18 protein-coding genes and 1 pseudogene are annotated in these 17,050 nt (G+C 67.9%); 8 read left to right on the top strand and 11 right to left on the bottom strand.

Going from position 1 to position 17,050, the window contains the following annotated elements; translation table 11 throughout:
• Positions 1-49: 49 nt before the first annotated feature.
• The gene (locus ACR9FL_RS00835; protein ID WP_436356746.1) at positions 50-343 is read right to left on the bottom strand and encodes a hypothetical protein; all 294 of its coding nucleotides are present in this window, start codon (positions 341-343) and stop codon (positions 50-52) included.
• 186 nt (positions 344-529) lie between these two features.
• Between ACR9FL_RS00835 and ACR9FL_RS00830 the strand changes: the two genes are divergently transcribed.
• Positions 530-1,504: an ABC transporter ATP-binding protein gene (locus ACR9FL_RS00830; protein WP_296172437.1), complete on the top strand. Its 975-nt coding sequence runs from the start codon at positions 530-532 to the stop codon at positions 1,502-1,504.
• 191 nt (positions 1,505-1,695) lie between these two features.
• Here the strand turns inward: ACR9FL_RS00830 and ACR9FL_RS00825 are convergent, their stop codons facing one another.
• Positions 1,696-2,100, bottom strand: a complete 405-nt coding sequence (locus ACR9FL_RS00825; protein ID WP_436356745.1) for a Tat pathway signal protein — start codon at positions 2,098-2,100, stop codon at positions 1,696-1,698.
• Positions 2,101-2,176: 76 nt separating this feature from the next.
• On the opposite strand from ACR9FL_RS00825, the gene ACR9FL_RS00820 reads away from it, so the two are divergent.
• A complete protein-coding gene (locus tag ACR9FL_RS00820; protein ID WP_296172433.1) occupies positions 2,177-2,659 on the top strand; it encodes an RNA pyrophosphohydrolase in 483 nt (160 codons plus the stop codon).
• A 276-nt stretch (positions 2,660-2,935) separates the two neighbouring features.
• Here ACR9FL_RS00820 and ACR9FL_RS00815 read toward each other — a convergent pair whose 3' ends face one another.
• The 5 genes from ACR9FL_RS00815 to ACR9FL_RS00795 form a co-directional block, all read right to left on the bottom strand.
• Complete coding sequence (locus ACR9FL_RS00815) at positions 2,936-3,205, bottom strand: ATP synthase F1 subunit epsilon (protein ID WP_296178635.1); 270 nt, start codon at positions 3,203-3,205, stop codon at positions 2,936-2,938.
• A 3-nt stretch (positions 3,206-3,208) separates the two neighbouring features.
• A complete protein-coding gene (gene atpD, locus ACR9FL_RS00810; RefSeq protein WP_354088850.1) occupies positions 3,209-4,744 on the bottom strand; it encodes a F0F1 ATP synthase subunit beta in 1,536 nt (511 codons plus the stop codon).
• A gap of 37 nt (positions 4,745-4,781) precedes the next feature.
• Entirely contained in the window at positions 4,782-5,660 is an 879-nt protein-coding gene (locus ACR9FL_RS00805) for a F0F1 ATP synthase subunit gamma (RefSeq protein ID WP_312781212.1), read from the bottom strand.
• Between the two features lie 30 nt (positions 5,661-5,690).
• Positions 5,691-7,223 carry a F0F1 ATP synthase subunit alpha gene (gene atpA / locus ACR9FL_RS00800; RefSeq protein WP_436356744.1) on the bottom strand — a complete coding sequence of 511 codons (1,533 nt, stop codon included), beginning with the start codon at positions 7,221-7,223 and terminating at the stop codon, positions 5,691-5,693.
• Positions 7,224-7,291: 68 nt separating this feature from the next.
• Positions 7,292-7,846 (bottom strand): F0F1 ATP synthase subunit delta, encoded by a 555-nt coding sequence (locus ACR9FL_RS00795; RefSeq protein ID WP_436356743.1) that lies wholly within the window; start codon positions 7,844-7,846, stop codon positions 7,292-7,294.
• A 322-nt stretch (positions 7,847-8,168) separates the two neighbouring features.
• Between ACR9FL_RS00795 and ACR9FL_RS00790 the strand changes: the two genes are divergently transcribed.
• Together ACR9FL_RS00790 and ACR9FL_RS00785 are read left to right on the top strand one after the other, a co-directional pair.
• Positions 8,169-8,996 (top strand): TerC family protein, encoded by an 828-nt coding sequence (locus tag ACR9FL_RS00790; RefSeq protein WP_297932917.1) that lies wholly within the window; start codon positions 8,169-8,171, stop codon positions 8,994-8,996.
• The gene (locus ACR9FL_RS00785) at positions 8,996-9,805 is read left to right on the top strand and encodes a glutaminyl-peptide cyclotransferase (RefSeq protein WP_436356742.1); all 810 of its coding nucleotides are present in this window, start codon (positions 8,996-8,998) and stop codon (positions 9,803-9,805) included. The genes ACR9FL_RS00790 and ACR9FL_RS00785 overlap by 1 nt, the downstream gene beginning before the upstream one ends.
• Positions 9,806-9,990: 185 nt before the next feature.
• Here the strand turns inward: ACR9FL_RS00785 and ACR9FL_RS00780 are convergent, their stop codons facing one another.
• Together ACR9FL_RS00780 and ACR9FL_RS00775 are read right to left on the bottom strand one after the other, a co-directional pair.
• Positions 9,991-12,171: a primosomal protein N' gene (locus tag ACR9FL_RS00780; protein WP_436356741.1), complete on the bottom strand. Its 2,181-nt coding sequence runs from the start codon at positions 12,169-12,171 to the stop codon at positions 9,991-9,993.
• Positions 12,150-12,272: pseudogene (locus ACR9FL_RS00775) on the bottom strand (hypothetical protein); the annotation flags it as partial. The pseudogene ACR9FL_RS00775 and the gene ACR9FL_RS00780, both read right to left, overlap by 22 nt.
• A 61-nt stretch (positions 12,273-12,333) precedes the next feature.
• On the opposite strand from ACR9FL_RS00775, the gene fsa reads away from it, so the two are divergent.
• The 4 genes from fsa to ACR9FL_RS00755 all read left to right on the top strand — a co-directional run bounded on the left by fsa (position 12,334) and on the right by ACR9FL_RS00755 (position 15,635).
• Positions 12,334-12,987: a fructose-6-phosphate aldolase gene (gene fsa, locus ACR9FL_RS00770; protein ID WP_105563152.1), complete on the top strand. Its 654-nt coding sequence runs from the start codon at positions 12,334-12,336 to the stop codon at positions 12,985-12,987.
• A gap of 24 nt (positions 12,988-13,011) precedes the next feature.
• A complete protein-coding gene (locus ACR9FL_RS00765; protein ID WP_296176253.1) occupies positions 13,012-13,713 on the top strand; it encodes a DUF484 family protein in 702 nt (233 codons plus the stop codon).
• Positions 13,695-14,630, top strand: coding sequence for a tyrosine recombinase XerC (locus ACR9FL_RS00760; RefSeq protein WP_436356740.1), 936 nt, complete (start codon positions 13,695-13,697; stop codon positions 14,628-14,630). The genes ACR9FL_RS00765 and ACR9FL_RS00760 overlap by 19 nt, the downstream gene beginning before the upstream one ends.
• A gap of 123 nt (positions 14,631-14,753) precedes the next feature.
• The gene (locus ACR9FL_RS00755) at positions 14,754-15,635 is read left to right on the top strand and encodes an aspartyl protease family protein (protein WP_436356739.1); all 882 of its coding nucleotides are present in this window, start codon (positions 14,754-14,756) and stop codon (positions 15,633-15,635) included.
• Here ACR9FL_RS00755 and ACR9FL_RS00750 read toward each other — a convergent pair.
• Positions 15,632-16,423: an SDR family oxidoreductase gene (locus ACR9FL_RS00750; protein WP_296176259.1), complete on the bottom strand. Its 792-nt coding sequence runs from the start codon at positions 16,421-16,423 to the stop codon at positions 15,632-15,634. The two genes, ACR9FL_RS00755 and ACR9FL_RS00750, sit on opposite strands and share 4 nt — an antisense overlap.
• Positions 16,424-16,565: 142 nt before the next feature.
• Positions 16,566-16,949 carry a hypothetical protein gene (locus tag ACR9FL_RS00745; protein WP_436356738.1) on the bottom strand — a complete coding sequence of 128 codons (384 nt, stop codon included), beginning with the start codon at positions 16,947-16,949 and terminating at the stop codon, positions 16,566-16,568.
• Positions 16,950-17,050 lie beyond the last annotated feature (101 nt).

Genomic DNA, 17,050 nt, shown 5'->3' with positions numbered 1-17,050 from the left:
TCCGGGTCTGGAAGGCTCGCGCCGTTCCTAGAAGGACCGGCCCTCTAGGTCAAACTTCCGAAGGTTGCGCTTTGCGCCCGAACAGCTTGTCCAGCATGGCCTTGCGTTTCTTGAACAGGGTCAGGCCCAGGCAGCCGGCGCCGACCCACAGGCCGATCTCGCCGATCAGGGCGGCGACGGCGGCCAGCAGGGCCGCATGAGTCATGTCCAGATAGTCCAGCTTGCCCGCCAGCAGGGCCAGACCCATGCCGGTGTAGCCGATGGCGCAGACGCCCAGGGCGGCGAAGCCGATCAGGCGGGTCTTGGTCAGAGGCTTCTTCATCTGGGCGTGCAGGGCGGTCATGAGCGTCTCTCCATCAAGGCAGGTTGTCTTTATGACAAGTAACCTAGACACGTCTCGGCGTGACGTCAAGCATCATTTACACAAAGACGCGCACGCTTGTCGAAAGCGGACGCGACAGCGCCTTGGCGAACGCCCCTTCGCCCCCTACCTATGCCGCACGCCTTCGTCGCCTGAGTGAACGCCCGCATGACCGAGACCCCTGCCCTGCCCGTCAACGCCATCGAGGTGCGGGGCCTGAAGAAGACCTATGCGGGCAACAAGAAGTCGCCGGCCAAGACGGCTCTTCGCGGCGTCGATCTGACGGTGCCGCGCGGCTCCATGTTCGGGCTTCTGGGCCCCAACGGCGCGGGCAAGTCGACCCTGATCAACATCATCGCCGGGGTGGTCAACAAGTCCGAGGGGACCGTCCGCATCTGGGACCGCGACATCGACCATGAGGCGCGCGACGCCCGCGCCGCGCTCGGCGTCGTGCCGCAAGAGATCGTCGCCGACGTCTTCTTCACCCCGCGCGAGGCGCTGGAGGTCCAGGCCGGCTTCTACGGCGTGCCGGCCGACGAGCGCCGCTCCGACGAACTGCTGGCGGCGCTCGGCCTGTCGGACAAGGCCAACGCCTATGTCCGGGCTCTGTCCGGCGGCATGAAGCGCCGTCTGATGGTGGCCAAGGCCCTGGTGCACAATCCGCCCGTCCTGATCCTGGACGAGCCGACGGCGGGCGTGGACGTCGAGCTGCGCCGCCAGCTGTGGGACTATGTGCGCAAGATCAACGAGGAGGGCGTCACCGTCATCCTGACCACCCACTACCTCGAAGAAGCCCAGGAGCTGTGCGACACCATCGCCATCATCAACCGGGGCGAAGTCGTGGCCTGCGAGCCGACCCAGACCCTGCTGAAGCGCCTGGACACCCGCAACGTCGTGGTGACGCCGGAAACGCCGCAAGAGGTCCTGCCCGCGCTGAACGGATTCTCCGTGGCGCCGCGCCCGCATGGGGCCTTCGTCGTCACCTATCGCACGGGCGAGTCCAGCGTCGAACAGGTGCTGGCGGCGGTGCGCGCGGCGGGCGTGACCATCAAGGACATCGCCACCGAGGACCCGGATCTGGAAGACGTCTTCCTGGCCATGACCTACGGCGACGCCAGCCGGCCGAGCCCGACGCAGGACTGAGCCGCCTCCGGGCTGCACACCCTCCTCCGTCATCCTCCGGCAAGCCGCCAGCGGCGCGACCGGGGACCCAGCGGCGCCGAAGGCGATCTTGACGGCAGGCACAACGGCGAGGTTTCGCCCTCCGGGCGCCGCTGGGTCCCCCCGGTCTCCGCTTCGCTACGCCGGAGGATGACGAAGGTTAGGCGGTGGAATCAAACCACCATCACCGTGCCGAGCAGCAGCTTGGCTCCGGCCCGGCCCAGCACGCGATCGGTCGCCGCCTGCAGGACGCGGCTCAGCCATTCCACGTCCGGCGGAGCGCCGGGCAGCAGGCGTTCGCCCGCCAGGCGCACGACCTCGTTGAAGGCGGCGCTGAGGCGCGGCTTGGACTGGTCGGCGCGCGTGCGCAGGGCGGTGTCGGCCACGTCCACCCCGACCTCGACCGTCATCACGCCCCGACGCCCGTCGCGGCGCAGGATGGTGGCCGTGGCCGTGGGCAGGGGGATGTAGGCGTTGGCGGGCGCGCCCCCGCCCTCGCTCTTGCCGGAGGCCTCGGCGGCCTCGGCCACAAGGGCGGTGCTCAGGGCGGCGAGGCCGATCAGTGCGCGACGATCCATGCCTTTCCCCTACCCCTCCCCGCTTAAGGCCCGGTTACGGCTGGCGGGCCGTCGCGGCGGAGCGTAATCGGGACGGATGAGCCAGACTGATCTTTCCGCCTATCGTCCCAATGTCGGGGTGGTGCTGTTCAACCCCGCCGGTCAGGTCTGGCTGGGCCGCCGCGCCAAGACGCCCGAGCCGTGGAACTGGCAGTTCCCTCAGGGCGGCGTCGACGAGGGCGAGGACCTGGAAGCCGCCGCCCTTCGCGAACTGCAGGAGGAGACGGGCGTCCGCTCGGTCGAGCTGCTGGGCCGAACCGGCGGCTGGATCGTCTACGACTTCCCCGAGGGTATGGGCGGGCCGAAGGCGTGGAAGGGCTTCAAGGGCCAGAAGCAGGTCTGGTTCGCCTTCCGCTTCACCGGCGAGGACTCTGAGTTCGACCTGGAGGCCCACGGCGAGCCGGAGTTCGACGCCTGGCGCTGGGGCGCGCTGGAGGAAACGCCCGACCTGATCGTGCCCTTCAAGCGCGAGGTCTATCTACAGGTGGTAGCGGCCTTCGAGGACCTGCCGAGGAGCTGAGCTTAGGCTGCGATCAGCGCCCCAATAGCCCTCCCCCTCGAGGGGGGAGGGTTGGGTGGGGGTGGAGGCCAGATCGTATCCTGTGGAGTGCTGGAGACTGGGGCGTCGCCTCATGCGCGCCATCGGCCATGTCGCGTTCCACACCCCCATCCCCGACCCTTCCCCCCTCGAGGGGGAAGGGAGACAACACGCGTGATGGCGCGCCAATGCCCGCCCCAACAAAAAAGGCCCCTCGCCGAAGCGAAGGGCCCTGATCTTTTTCGTATCGCGGAAGCCTCAGGCTTCGACGATCTCCGAGGCTTCTTCGGCCAGGATGCTGAGCCCTTGGGCGTTGACGTCGGCGAAGCCGCCCTTGACCGAGAACTGACGACGCGCCGCGCCTTCATAGACGGTCACCACGCCCTCGCGCAGGGTGGTCATGAAGGGCGCGTGCCCCGGCAGGACGCCGAAGTCGCCCTCGACGCCCGGCGCATCGACCTGATCGACCGAACCGGCGAAGATTTCGCGTTCCGGGGCGACGAGGGAGAAGTTCAGCTTACCGGCCATGACTTAGGCTTCCGAGGCCATCTTGGCGGCCTTCTCGACGACTTCCTCGATGGCGCCGACCATGTAGAAGGCGGCTTCCGGCAGGTGGTCGTATTCGCCGTCGCAGATGGCCTTGAACGAGCGGATGGTGTCCTTCAGCTCGACGAACTTGCCGGGCGAGTTGGTGAACTGCTCGGCCACAAAGAAGGGCTGCGACAGGAAGCGCTGGATCTTGCGAGCGCGCGACACGACCAGCTTGTCGTCTTCCGACAGCTCGTCCATGCCCAGGATGGCGATGATGTCCTTCAGCGCCTTGTACTGCTGCAGGATTTCCTGAACGCGGCGGGCGACGGTGTAGTGCTCTTCACCGATGACCAGCGGGTCCATGATGCGCGAGGTCGAGTCCAGCGGGTCCACGGCCGGGAAGATGGCCTGGGCGGCGATGTCGCGGTTCAGAACGGTCGTCGCGTCCAAGTGAGCGAACGAGGCGGCGGGCGCCGGGTCGGTCAGGTCGTCGGCGGGAACGTAGATGGCCTGAACCGAGGTGATCGAGCCCTTCTTGGTCGAGGTGATGCGCTCTTGCAGGTTGCCCATCTCGGTGGCCAGCGTCGGCTGATAGCCCACGGCCGAGGGGATGCGGCCCAGCAGAGCCGACACTTCCGAACCGGCTTGGGTGAAGCGGAAGATGTTGTCGACGAACAGCAGCACGTCCTTGCCTTCTTCGTCGCGGAAGTACTCAGCGATCGACAGGCCGGTCAGGGCGACGCGGGCGCGGGCGCCGGGGGGCTCGTTCATCTGGCCGTAAACCAGGGCGCACTTGGAGCCTTCGGTCGAGCCGTTGTTCTTGGCCGGGTCCACGTTCACGTTGGACTCGATCATCTCGTGATACAGGTCGTTGCCTTCGCGGGTGCGCTCACCCACGCCGGCCAGAACCGAATAACCGCCGTAAGCCTTGGCGATGTTGTTGATCAGTTCCTGCATGGTCACGGTCTTGCCCACGCCGGCGCCGCCGAACAGGCCGGTCTTGCCGCCCTTGGTGTAGGGGCAGATCAGGTCGATGACCTTGATGCCCGTGACCAGGATTTCCGCCGAGGTCGACTGTTCGTCGAAGGTCGGAGCTTCCTTGTGGATCGGGCGGTATTCGGTGGTCTTGATCGGGCCGGCTTCGTCGATCGGCTGACCGACGACGTTCATGATGCGGCCCAGGGTGCCCGGACCGACCGGCGCCATGATCGACTTGCCGGTGTCGACGACGGGCTGGCCGCGCGTCAGACCTTCGGTCGTGTCCATCGAGATGGCGCGGACCATGTTCTCGCCGAGGTGCTGGGCGACTTCCAGAACCAGGGTGAAGGGCTCGCCCGTCTTTTGGTCGACGTTCTGGGTTTCCAGGGCGCTCAGGATGGCCGGCAGGGCGCCGTCGAACTCAACGTCGACGACGGCGCCGATGACCTGGGCGATACGGCCCGAGCCAGCGACGGCGGCGGCCTTCGGAGCGGCGGCCTTCTTGGGAGCGGCCGGCTTCTTGGCGGCGGGTTTCTTGGTGGCGGTGGCGTCGGTCATGGGGTGCGTCCGGTTCGGAATGTCGTGTCGGTCGGGATCAGAGCGCTTCAGCGCCGGCGATGATCTCGATCAGCTCGGTGGTGATCTGGGCCTGGCGTTTACGGTTGTACTGCAGGGTCAGGCTGTTGATGAGGTCGCCCGCGTTGCGCGTGGCGTTGTCCATCGCGGCCATCTGCGCACCGAAGAAGCCGGCCTGGTTCTCGTAAAGAGCGGCCAGGATCTGCGTCGTCAGGTTGCGCGGCAGCAGGGTCTCGAGGATTTCCTCTTCCGAGGGCTCATACTCATAGACCGCGCCGTTCAGGTCGATCGGTTCCGCGTCGCCTTCGACGACGGCGGGGATCAGCTGGCTGGCGGTCGGCACCTGCGAGATCACCGACTTGAACTGGCTGTAGAAGAGGGTGACCACGTCGGCCTGACCGCCTTCGAAGCTCTCGGCGATCAGTTCGGCGATCGGCTGCGCGGCCGGCAGACCCAGGACCTTGTGCTCGCTCAGCTCGAAGGACTTGACCACCTTGTCGCCGAACAGGCGGGTCAGGGGATCACGCGACTTCTTGCCGACGGCGATGACGCGAACGTCCTTGCCCTGGGCGATCAGGCTGTTGATCCGGTCGCGGGCGGCGCGGACGACGTTGGACGAGAAGCCCCCCGCCAGACCCTTGTCCGCCGTGGCGACCACGATCAGGTGACGCTGGTCGGCGCCCGTGCCGGCCAGCAGTTTCGGCGCGCCGTCGCCCGAGACGCCGGCGGCCAGGTTGGCGATGACCGAGGCCATCCGCGTCGCATAGGGGCGGGCGTTCTCGGCCTGCTCCTGGGCGCGCTTCAGCTTGGCCGCGGCGACCATCTGCATGGCTTTCGTGATCTTCTGCGTCGCTTTGACGCTTCCGATCCGATTGCGCATTTCCTTAAGGCTGGCCATCCGGCGCTACTCTCGCTCTCTGGTCAGATCTTAGGCGAAGGTCTTGGCGAAGGCGGCCAGGACGTCCTTGAGCTCGGCTTCCAGTGCCGGCGTCAGAGCCTTCTTGGTGCGGATGCCTTCCAGCAGCGAAGCGTGGTTCGAGTGGACGCGGGCCAGCAGCTCGCTCTCGAAGCGGCCGATGTCGGCCACAGCCACGTTGTCCAGGTAGCCGCGCGTGCCAGCGTAGATCGACACGACCTGCTCTTCGACGGCCAGCGGCGAGTACTGCGGCTGCTTCAGCAGCTCGGTCAGGCGGGCGCCGCGCGCCAGCAGCTTCTGGGTCGAGACGTCCAGGTCCGAGCCGAACTTCGCGAAGGCGGCCATTTCACGATATTGGGCGAGCTCGCCCTTAATCGAACCGGCGACCTGCTTCATGGCCTTGATCTGGGCCGAGGAGCCGACGCGCGACACCGAGATGCCGACGTTCACGGCCGGGCGGATGCCCTGGTAGAAGAGGTCCGATTCCAGGAAGATCTGGCCGTCGGTGATCGAGATCACGTTGGTCGGGATGTAGGCCGAGACGTCGTTGGCCTGGGTTTCGATGATCGGCAGGGCCGTCATGGAGCCCGAACCATTGTCTTCGTTCAGCTTGGCCGAACGCTCCAGCAGGCGGCTGTGCAGGTAGAAGACATCGCCCGGATAGGCTTCACGGCCGGGCGGACGGCGCAGCAGCAGCGACATCTGACGATAGGCCACGGCCTGCTTGGACAGGTCGTCATAGACGATCAGGGCGTGCATGCCGTTGTCGCGGAAGAACTCGCCCATGGCGGTGCCGGCGAACGGGGCCAGGAACTGCAGCGGGGCCGGTTCCGAAGCCGTGGCGGCGACGACGATGGTGTATTCCAGAGCGCCCGACTCTTCGAGCGTCTTCACGATCTGGGCCACCGTCGAGCGCTTCTGGCCGATGGCGACGTAGATGCAGTACAGCTTCGCCGACTCGTCTTCCGACTTGTTGACGTTCTTCTGGTTCAGGATGGTGTCGATGGCGATGGCGGTCTTGCCGACCTGACGGTCGCCGATGATCAGCTCGCGCTGGCCGCGGCCGACGGGGATCAGGGTGTCGATCGCCTTCTGGCCGGTCTGCATCGGCTCGTGCACCGACTTGCGCGGGATGATGCCCGGAGCCTTGACGTCGACGCGGCGACGCTCGGTGAACTGGATCGGGCCCTTGCCGTCGATCGGCTCGCCCAGCGGGTTGACGACACGGCCCAGCAGGCCCTTGCCGACCGGCACGTCCACGATTTCGCCCAGGCGGCGGACTTCATCGCCCTCGGCGATGGCGGCGTCCGCGCCGAAGATCACGGCGCCGACGTTGTCGCGTTCCAGGTTCAGGGCCATGCCCTTCACGCCGGCCTTGGGGAATTCGACCATTTCGCCGGCCTGGACATTGTCCAGACCGTGGATGCGGGCGATGCCGTCGCCGACGGACAGCACTTGGCCGACGTCGGAAACGTCGGCTTCAACGCCGAAGTTGGCGATCTGCGACTTGAGGATGGCCGAGATTTCGGCGGCGCGGATGTCCATGGTGGGCTCTCTGGCTTTCGTCTTCGGTGCGGGCCGTCAGGCGCGCTGCATTCTTGTTCGGTGCGCGCTTACGCGCGCTTGAGGGCAAACTTCATCTGGTCGAGCTTGGTCTTCAGCGAGGCGTCGAACAGCTTCGAGCCCACCTTGACCTTCAGCCCACCCAGGATCGACGGATCGACGCGGGCGGTCAGTTCGGGATCGCGGCCGAGCGACGCGCGCAGGGCCGACTGAATGCTCTTGGTCTGGGCCGCCGACAGCGGCAGGGCCGAGACGACCTCGGCGGCCACGACGCCCGTCAGCTTGGCGTGCAGGACCTGGAAACCGGCGATCACGCCGGGCAGGTCGCGAGCGCGGCCGTTCTGGGCCAGCAGGCCGAGAAACTTCTTGGTGGTGGCGTTGAACTTCGCCTTGTCGGCGATGGCCGACAGGCCCTTGGCCTGGTCGTCGGCCGAAATGACCGGCGACTGAGCCAGGCGGCGCAGGTCCGCGCTGTCCAGCCAGGCGGCCTTCAACGCGGCGAGATCGCCGCGCACGGCGTCGAGCGCCCCCGTCTCTTGCGAGAGGTCGAACAGCGCCTGAGCATACCGTTCGCCGACTTCCGTCGTTCTGAAATCGTCCGCCACGTAATAAAGGTCCGCGATTTGAAGCGTTTGGGTCGAATCCGGCCGCGATCTCCCGCGCCAGACAAGGGCTTGATTTGCTTATGGAAAGCACGCTTGGGACACATCTTTCGATGCATCCTTCGCTAAAGCCGCGCGGCTGATAGCATGCAAGGTCCCGGGTCGCAACCGACGGGAACGGAACGATAAGGTCGCACCCGCGCTCTTTTCCCGGTTCCACGCCTCGCGACGGCGGCGGGTGCGACGACAACGCCGCGCGCGAACGCTTGATGCAACCTCACGGTCCCGTTACCGCTTATGGCTATCATCACATTCTGGAACCCCGATGCTTGAAAGCATAACTCCCCTGCTGAGCGATCCGGCCGCCTGGGCGGCCCTCGTGACCCTCGTGGTCATGGAAGTCGTCCTCGGCATCGACAACCTGATCTTCATCTCGATCCTGTCGAACAAGCTGCCGCCCGAGCATCGTCAGCGCACGCGCCGGATCGGCATCGGTCTGGCCCTGGTCATGCGCCTGGCCCTGCTGGCCGCCATCGGCTGGATCGTCGGCCTGACCGCCCCCGTCTTCGACCTGGGCTTCCACGGCGAGACCTTCGACACCGCCTTCAGCTGGCGCGACCTGATCCTGATCGCCGGCGGTCTCTTCCTGGTGTGGAAGGCCACCAAGGAGATCCACCACGCCGTCGACGTCACCCCGTCGAACGACATGCTGGAGAAGGACAAGAAGGACGTCGTCATCAACAACGTCGGCTCGGCCATCGTTCAGATCATCCTGCTGGACCTGGTCTTCTCGGTCGACTCCATCCTGACCGCCGTCGGCATGACCGATCACGTGCCGATCATGATGGTCGCCGTGGTCATCGCCGTCCTGGTCATGCTGCTGGCCTCGGACCCTCTGGCCAACTTCATCGACAAGAACCCGACCGTGGTCATGCTGGCCCTCGGCTTCCTGCTGATGATCGGCGCCGTCCTGATCGCCGACGGCTTCGGCGTCCATGTGCCCAAGGGCTACATCTACGCCGCCATGGCCTTCTCGGCCCTGGTCGAGGGGCTGAACATGTGGTCGCGCAATGCGCAGATCAAAAAGGACCAGGCCAAGGAAGCCGCCCAGGCGGCCCTGAACAAGGCCGAGACGGCCGAGCCCGGCGTCTGATGCGTCTCTGGCCGGTCCTGACGATGCTGCTGCTGGCGTTTCCCGCGTCGGCCGCGGCGCAGTCGTCGGGGCCGGCCGCCCCCTCTTCTCCCGCCCCCGCCGCGCCGCGCACGCCGGTCTATGGCTATGAGGTGGTGCGGACCTTCCCCCACGACCCGACCGCCTTCACACAGGGGCTGGTCTATCGCGACGGCCTGCTGATCGAGAGCACGGGCCGCGCCCCGTCCAGCGTTCGCCGCGTGCGGCTGGAAGACGGCGTCGTGCTGCAAAAGCGCGAGCTTGATCCGGAATATTTCGGCGAGGGCCTGACCGAGATCGGCGGCCGCGTCATCACCCTGACCTGGAACAACCGCGTCGGCTTCGTCTGGGACGCCGACGACCTGAGCCAGACCGGACGCTTCACCTATGAGGGCGAAGGCTGGGGCCTGACCCATGACGGGACGCGGCTGATCCTGTCGGACGGCTCGCCCAATCTACGCTTCCTCGATCCCGACACCTTCGCCGAGACGGGTCGCGTCGCCGTCACCCTGAACGGCCGGCTGCTGCCTCAGTTGAACGAGCTGGAATGGATCGACGGCGAGGTCTGGGCCAATGTCTGGCAGACCCGCTTCATCGTTCGCATCGATCCGGCCTCGGGCCAGGTGGTCGGCGTCATCGACCTCGGCGGCCTGCTGCCGGCGGATCAGGTGAAGGACCCGAACGACGACGTCCTCAACGGCATCGCCTGGGACGCGGCGAACCGCCGCCTGTTCGTCACCGGCAAGAACTGGCCCAGCCTGTTCGAGATCAAGCTGACCGGACCGCGCTGAGCGCCAGCCCCCCCCACAGCCGTCATCCTCGGGCTTGACCCGAGGATCGAACCAGCGGCGCACTCATCCTCACCAATGTCGCGCAGGCGGCCCCTCCGATCCTCGGGTCAAGCCCGAGGATGACGGCGGATAGGGAACGGGTCTGCGCTCAAGCAGCGAGCGACCGCGTCGCGAGCGGTAGCGCCCTACAGGAAACTGTAGGGGTCCACGTCCACCGTCAGTCGCACCGAGGCTGGAACCTTCACCCGCCCCAGCCAGGCGCGCAGGAAGGCCTGCAGGTTCACATCCCGGTCGGCCCGCACCAGCAGCCGCTTGCGACGCCGCCCCCGCACCAGGGCCAGAGGCGCGTCGGCGGGTCCATAAACCTCCAGCCGCTCGGCGTTGGGAATGGCCTCGGCCAGATCGCGAGCGACCTTTTCCACCGCCATGGCGTTCTCGCTGGACAGGATGATCGCCGCCAGACGCCCGTGTGGCGGCAGGGAGGCCGCCTCGCGCTCGCCCATCTCGGCCTCGACGAAGGCGTCGCGGTCGCCCGCCGCCAGGGCCATCAGCACCGGGTGTTCCGGCGTCCAGGTCTGCAACAGGGCGCGACCCGGCTTGTCCGCCCGCCCCGCCCGGCCCGTGGCCTGGGCCAGAAGCTGATAGGTCCGTTCCGCCGCGCGCAGGTCGCCGCCGCGCAGTCCGAGGTCGGCGTCCACCACGCCCACCAGGGTCAGGCGCGGGAAGTTGTGGCCCTTGGCGGCCGCTTGCGTGGCCACCAGGATGTCGATCTCGCCCTCGGCCATCGACTGGATCAGGGCGCGGGCCGACTGGCCGTCCGGCACGGTGTCGGAGCTGAAGATGGCGGTGCGGGCCTCGGGGAAGAGACGACGCACCTCCTCCTCGACCCGCTCGACGCCCGGCCCCACCGGGACCAGGGAATCCTCGGCCCCGCAGGAGGGACAGAGCTTGGGCTTGGCCATGGAGAAGCCGGTCAGATGGCAGACCAGCCGCCCGGTGTAGCGATGCTCCACCAGCCATGAATCCGTATCCGGCGCCGTCAGCCGATGGCCGCAGGCGCGACACAGGACGACCGGGGCGTAGCCGCGCCGGTTCAGGAACAGCAGGCTCTGCTCCCCCTTGGCGAAGGTCTCGCCGATGGCGTCGCGTAAGGGTGCGGACAGCCAGGTCTGCGGGTCCGGCGGACAGGTGCGCAGGTCCACCAGATCAATGTCGGGCAGGACCGCCGCCCCGTGCCGCGCCGCCAGCTTCAGCCAGCCGTAGCGGCCCTGACGCGCGTTCCACAGGGTCTCCAGCGACGGGGTGGCCGAGGCCAGGACCACGGTCGCGCCCTCGATCCGGCTGCGGGCCACAGCCAGGTCGCGGCCGTGGTAGACCAGACCCTCTTCCTGCTTGAACGAGCCGTCGTGCTCCTCATCCACCACCACCAGCTTCAGGTTGGCGTAGGGCAGGAACAGGGCCGAGCGCGCGCCGACCACGATGTTGCAGCGCCCGGCGACCACCGCCTCCCACACCTGGCGACGTTTCGGCGGGGCCACGCCCGAATGCCATTCGGCGGGGGTGACGCCAAAGCGGGCGGCGATGCGCTCGATCACCGCCTGGGTCAGGGCGATTTCCGGCAATAGGATCAGAATCTGCGCGCTCGGATCATGCCGCAGCGCCCGCGCCGCCGCCTCCAGATAGGCCTCGGTCTTGCCCGAGCCGGTCACCCCGTCCAGCAGGAAGGGGGCGAAACCGCCCTTGGCCACGGCGTCCGCAATGGCCGCAGCCGAGGCCGCCTGATCCGGGTTCAAGGTCGCCGGGGCATGGTCGGGATCGGGGGCGTCGAAGGCGGCGACCGCCTCGATCTCGATGACCGTCAGCACGCCCTCGTCGACCAGTCCCTTGACCACGCCCGCCGAGACATTGGCCGCGCGGGCCAGGTCGGCGGCTGTCATCGACTTCTGGCCCAGGGCCTCCAGCACCGCCATCCGCGTCGCCGTGGGGCGGGCGGGGCTGCGCCCCTCGACCCGTTTGACCCGCCGCTCGGGCCGGGGCCGGGGCGCGCGCAGGCCCTTCAGGGCGGTGGCCGCCATCTCGCCCGGCGGGCTGAGCGTCCAGCGCGCCGCCCATTCGACGAAGTCCAGCGTCCGCGCCGGCAGGCGCGGATCGGTCAGGACCTGATCGATCGCCTTCAGCCGCCGGTTGGAGCCCGTGGTCTCGAAGACCTCGGCCACCACGCCCCGGATCAGACGCGGCCCCAGCGGCACGGCGACCTGATCGCCGCGCGCGACCGCCAGTTCCTCGGGAACGGCATAGTCGAAGGCTTCCGGCACAGGCAGGGGGATGAGGACGGAGGCGACTTTCACGCTGCCTTTCCTCCCCATTTCATGGGGAGGTGGCGCGGCGCATCGCGCCGTGACGGAGGGGGCGTCTCGACGGCTGACGGTTGCGTCGCCCCCTCCACCGCTTCGCGGTCCCCCTCCCCATAGAATGGGGAGGAAAAGGAGGCTCGCCCTTCGCCTTCGTCGGCGCTAAAACCTTGTCCCATGAAACTCTTTCTCGACACCGCCGACGTCGCCGTCATCAAGGACATGCTGCCCACCGGGATGGTGGACGGCGTCACCACCAATCCGTCGCTGATCGCCAAGTCGGGTCGGAACATCGCCGAGGTCATCGCTGAGATTTGCGCCCTCGTCGAGGGGCCGATTTCCGCCGAGGCCGTCGCGACCGATTTCGAGACCATGGTGAAGGAGGGCGACAAGCTGGCCGCCATCGCCCCGAACGTGGTCGTCAAGCTGCCCCTGACCTGGGACGGTCTGCGCGCCACCCGGGCCTTCGCCGACAAAGGGATCAAGACCAACGTCACCCTGTGCTTCTCGGCTGCCCAGGCCATGCTGGCCGCCAAGGCCGGCGCCACCTTCATCTCGCCCTTCGTCGGTCGTCTGGAAGACGTCGGCGCCGACGGCGTGGGCCTGCTGGAGGAAATCCGCGCCCTCTATGACATCCACGATTTCGACACCGAAATCCTGGCCGCATCCCTGCGCAATCCCGACCACGTCACCGCCGCCGCCATCGCCGGCGCCGACGCCGCCACCCTGCCGGCCGACACTTTCAAGGCCCTGGTCAAGCACCCGTTAACCGACAAGGGGCTTGATGCGTTTTTGGCCGACTGGGGCAAGACCGGTCAGTCGATCCTGTAAATCTCGACCCGGAAAGAGGTCCGCTTGAGCACTTCCCTGGACCTCTCTTCTGACGCCGCCGAGGGCCTTCACTGGCCCGAGGTGCGGGCCTGGCTGAACGCCCATCCCGATCGTCTGCTGGACGACCGCACCCTTCTGGAAGAACTGGGCCTGCGCGCCACCGGGCGCAACGTGGTCGATTTCGGCCGCGCGGCCCTGACCCGGCTGGAGGCCGTGGTCCAGCGCGAAGCCGGCGCCCGCAAGCAGATCGAAGAGATCGCCCGCGCCAACTTCGCCGCCCAGACCCAGACCCACGTCTCTGCGCTCGACCTGATGGAGGCGACCACCCACGCGGAGTTGTCGCGCCAGCTGGACGCCACGTCCCAGGCCCGCTTCGGTCTGGCGGGCGGCGCCATCGCCCTTGAGAAACCCGGCGCCGTGCCCTTCGGCTGGAAGGCGCTGGAGCCGGGCCGCGTCGACGCCCTGCTCGGCGATGACGGCCTGGAATGGCTGGGTCCCAACTTCACCGGCCTGGACCTGTTCGGCCCCGCCGAGGGCGAGGTGAAGTCGGTGGCCCTGGTGCGCATGAGCCTGCATCTGCCCGGCACGGACGGCGCCCGCCCGGCCCTGTGCGCCTTCGGCTCGCATGAGGACGACGGCTTCACCCCGGCCATGGGCTGCGAACTGGTGGCCTTCATCACCCGCGTGGTCGAACGCATGGCCGAGCGATGGCCGACGCAGGGCTAACCACCTCCGCGTCAGAGGCCCTCCTCGCCTGGCTCGAGCATCTGGCGCATGAGCGGCGCCTGTCGCCGCGCACGCTGGAGGCTTATGGCCACATAGGCCGCCTGTACATCGCCTTCCTCGAACGCCATCGCGGCGGACCGCAGGCCCTGCCTGATCTCGGCGCCGTCACCGCCGCCGAGGTCCGCGCCCATCTGGCCGAGCGCCGAACGGGCGAGCGCCCCCTGAACGCCCGCTCGCTGAGCCAGACGCTCGCCGCCATCCGGGGCTTTCACGCCTTCCTCGACCGACGTTGCGGAACGCCCGCCCCGCAGCTGGCCCTGGTGCGCGGCCCGCGCGTCAAGCCGTCCCTGCCCCGCCCGGTGACCGAGGATCAGGCAAAGGGCCTGCTTCACGAACCCGAGGCCGATCCCGACATGGAGCCGTGGGAGGCCGCGCGCGACCGCGCCGTCCTGACCCTGCTCTACGGCTGCGGGCTTCGCATTTCCGAGGCCCTGTCGCTGAAACGATCCGACGCCCCCCTGCCCGAGGCCCTGAGAATCACCGGCAAGGGCGGCAAGATGCGGCTAGCCCCGGTCCTGCCGCAGGTGCGCGAGGCGGTGGAGGCCTATCTGGCCCAGCAGCCTTTCATCCTCGAGGCCGACGCGCCCCTGTTCCGCGCCAAGCGGGGCGGGGCGCTCAGCCCGCGTCACGTCCAGGCCACGGTCCAGCGCCTGCGCGGCCGCCTCGGCCTGCCCGCCTCGGCCACGCCCCACGCCCTGCGCCACAGCTTCGCCACCCACCTGCTGGGGGCCGGGGCCGACCTGCGCTCCATCCAGGAACTTCTGGGCCACGCCAGCCTCTCCACCACCCAGAAATACACCCAGGTCGACGCCGCCCGCCTGCTGGCCGCCTACGCGGAGGCCCACCCCAGAAGCTGACTATCCAGAGGTCGCGAACGGCGCCTATTCTCCGTGCGGGGATGGTCGTGATGGGGAGTGACGCGCTTGCCGACGCCTGGACCCGCCGCTCCTCTTTCTCGTCGACACGGCCTATTTCTGCTCATGGCCGCGGCGGCGTCCGCGACCGCGCCCCAGGCGCGCGCCCAGACGACGCCGACAACGGCGCCGCCAGACGCCCGAATTCTCGACAATCTACTGACGCGGGTCGGCGTCGAGGTCGAAATCGGCCAGGACCACCCGGTCTTCGTCATCGACACCGGCGCGGAGCGAACCTCCATCTCGGATAGTCTGGCGCGCCGCCTCGACCTGCCCCCCGGTCCCGACGTCATCGTGCACGGCATCACCGCCGCCCAGCGCACGCCGACCGTCCTCCTGCCCCGGCTGGAGGTCCTGCAACGGCCGTTCACTGAGCTGGTCCCGCCGGTTTTCCAGCATAGCCTTCTGGGCGCCGACGGCTTTCTCGGCCTCGACGTCCTGTCGCAATTCCGGCTGGGACTGGATTTTCAAAGACGCCGCGCAACCCTGGCGCCCTCCGGGCAGACACGCTTCTTCAGCGGGGTCGGCACGGCGACCGCGCGTCGCATCGGGCCGGATCGTGGCGGCGCGCGCAGCGCTAGAGGCGGCCAGTTGCTCCTGTCCAGCGTCCGTATCGGCGACGCCGTGATTGACGCCTTTATCGACAGCGGCGCCCAGTATTCGGTCGGCAATCTTCGCCTCGCCGACCTGGCCGGGCCTTCCACTGGCGAGCTTCAATTGTTCGGCGTGGTCGGCCAGTCGCTGACGGCCCAGCAGCGCACCTTGCCCGATCTGAAGATCGCCCGCCGCGACTTTGGCCCCACGCCCCTGTTGTTCGCCGACCTGCACGCCTTTCGCGTTCTGGATCTGAGCGACCGACCCGCCCTCTTGCTGGGCGCGGATCTGCTGACCCGGTTTCGCCGCATCACCCTCGACTACGGCGCAAGTCGGGTCGCCTTCGAGGGCTAGATCGCCTTGACCGCCCCGCCGTCCACGCGGATCAGCGAACCGGTGACATAGCCGGCCAAAGGACTGGCCAGGAAGGCCGCCACGGCCCCGAACTCCTCGGTCGCGCCGATGCGGCCGGCGGGGATGGATTTCACCGACTCGGCGCGGGCCTCGGCGGGTTCGACGCCGGTGGCGGCGGCGCGGGCGGCGTCCAGGCGTTCGATGCGCGGGGTGTCGATCCGCCCCGGCAACAGTGTGTTGACCGTCACGCCATTGGCCGCGACCTCGCCGGCCAGGGTCTTGGCCCAGGCCGCCACCGAGGCGCGCAGGGTGTTGGACACGCCCAGGGTCCCGACCGGCTCGATCACGGTGATGGAGGCGACGTTCAGGATGCGCCCCCAGCCCATGGCCCGCATCCCCGGCAGCACCCGGTCCGTCAGGCGGAAGACCGACAGCACCATGGACTCGAAATGATCACGCCAGATGGACGGGTCGAGCCCGTTGACGCCCGAGGGCGGCGGCCCGCCGGTGTTGTTCAGCAAAATCTGGATCGGCCCGCCCAGTGCAGCCTCGGCCGCGTCCACCGCCTGCAGCAGGCCCTCATGGTCGGCCAGATCGGCAGGCGCGATCACGGCCCTGCCCGGCCCCATGGCGTTCAACTCGTCGGCCACGGCCTGCAGCTTGACCGCATCGCGCGACAGCAGGGCCACGTGCGCCCCCTCGGCCACCAGGGCCGTCGCCACCGCCCGCCCCAGGCCGCTGGAGCCGCCGCAGATCAAGGCGCGCTTGCCGGTGAGTTGAAGGTCCATGCCGATGTCCAATGTCACGAGAAGGGTCGAAGCCGCACATGGTCACGCGCACCGTCGATTGCGAGACCATGTCGAGAAAACTCGAGCAATGCGTTTGAAGCTAGGTCCGTTCTCAGCGCGGAACCGATGAACGCTTCGACCCTTAGCTGACCTCGATAGCCGGAGGTTCAAAGGCGCTGGGCGCGGTAAATGATGCGGTCAAAAGGTCGATGTCACCGTAGCCGTCGAAATAGCTGTAGGCTTCGATCATCTCCGCGTAGCCGTCTTTGACGTAGAGCATGAACTCTAGAGGGTAGGCATCCGGCCCTACTTCAGAGCGAGCCCATCCCCCTGGGCTGACGGTGACCACGGCGGGCGGCAACGCCCTGTCCACGCTGAACTCAGTGTAAAAACCGAAACCTGTGAATCCACGGCCAGAAACCTCAGCCGTCTTCAGCTGCTCGATGAGAGCATGGCCACCATCGGGGCTGACTTGCTTCGCCAGAACGACAGCGGCGGCCATTTCGAGCGCGGATAGCTGTTTCATAGCGCGAGCCTAGTCCCCAGGCGGCTGTCAGCCAATGTCCGCTTTCCACCCTTAGCGGGTATTCGCTGCGACCGCTTGGCGCCGCTGACGTGCCCCTGAAT

This window comes from Brevundimonas sp. CEF1 (assembly GCF_051353055.1).
GTDB lineage: Bacteria > Pseudomonadota > Alphaproteobacteria > Caulobacterales > Caulobacteraceae > Brevundimonas.
This window is presented reverse-complemented; position numbering and strand designations above follow the sequence as displayed.

What these genes read in the sequence shown, in the direction of transcription:
- ACR9FL_RS00750 (WP_296176259.1), bottom strand. Translation starts at nt 16,423, where the DNA reads ATGGACCTTCAACTCACCGGCAAGCGCGCCTTGATCTGCGGCGGCTCC.
- ACR9FL_RS00835 (WP_436356746.1), bottom strand. Translation starts at nt 343, where the DNA reads ATGACCGCCCTGCACGCCCAGATGAAGAAGCCTCTGACCAAGACCCGC.
- ACR9FL_RS00745 (WP_436356738.1), bottom strand. Translation starts at nt 16,949, where the DNA reads ATGAAACAGCTATCCGCGCTCGAAATGGCCGCCGCTGTCGTTCTGGCG.
- ACR9FL_RS00755 (WP_436356739.1), top strand. Translation starts at nt 14,754, where the DNA reads ATGGCCGCGGCGGCGTCCGCGACCGCGCCCCAGGCGCGCGCCCAGACG.
- ACR9FL_RS00830 (WP_296172437.1), top strand. Translation starts at nt 530, where the DNA reads ATGACCGAGACCCCTGCCCTGCCCGTCAACGCCATCGAGGTGCGGGGC.
- ACR9FL_RS00780 (WP_436356741.1), bottom strand. Translation starts at nt 12,171, where the DNA reads ATGGGGAGGAAAGGCAGCGTGAAAGTCGCCTCCGTCCTCATCCCCCTG.
- ACR9FL_RS00790 (WP_297932917.1), top strand. Translation starts at nt 8,169, where the DNA reads ATGCTTGAAAGCATAACTCCCCTGCTGAGCGATCCGGCCGCCTGGGCG.
- ACR9FL_RS00805 (WP_312781212.1), bottom strand. Translation starts at nt 5,660, where the DNA reads ATGGCCAGCCTTAAGGAAATGCGCAATCGGATCGGAAGCGTCAAAGCG.
- atpD (WP_354088850.1), bottom strand. Translation starts at nt 4,744, where the DNA reads ATGACCGACGCCACCGCCACCAAGAAACCCGCCGCCAAGAAGCCGGCC.
- ACR9FL_RS00815 (WP_296178635.1), bottom strand. Translation starts at nt 3,205, where the DNA reads ATGGCCGGTAAGCTGAACTTCTCCCTCGTCGCCCCGGAACGCGAAATC.
- atpA (WP_436356744.1), bottom strand. Translation starts at nt 7,223, where the DNA reads ATGGACATCCGCGCCGCCGAAATCTCGGCCATCCTCAAGTCGCAGATC.
- ACR9FL_RS00760 (WP_436356740.1), top strand. Translation starts at nt 13,695, where the DNA reads ATGGCCGACGCAGGGCTAACCACCTCCGCGTCAGAGGCCCTCCTCGCC.
- ACR9FL_RS00785 (WP_436356742.1), top strand. Translation starts at nt 8,996, where the DNA reads ATGCGTCTCTGGCCGGTCCTGACGATGCTGCTGCTGGCGTTTCCCGCG.
- ACR9FL_RS00825 (WP_436356745.1), bottom strand. Translation starts at nt 2,100, where the DNA reads ATGGATCGTCGCGCACTGATCGGCCTCGCCGCCCTGAGCACCGCCCTT.
- fsa (WP_105563152.1), top strand. Translation starts at nt 12,334, where the DNA reads ATGAAACTCTTTCTCGACACCGCCGACGTCGCCGTCATCAAGGACATG.
- ACR9FL_RS00820 (WP_296172433.1), top strand. Translation starts at nt 2,177, where the DNA reads ATGAGCCAGACTGATCTTTCCGCCTATCGTCCCAATGTCGGGGTGGTG.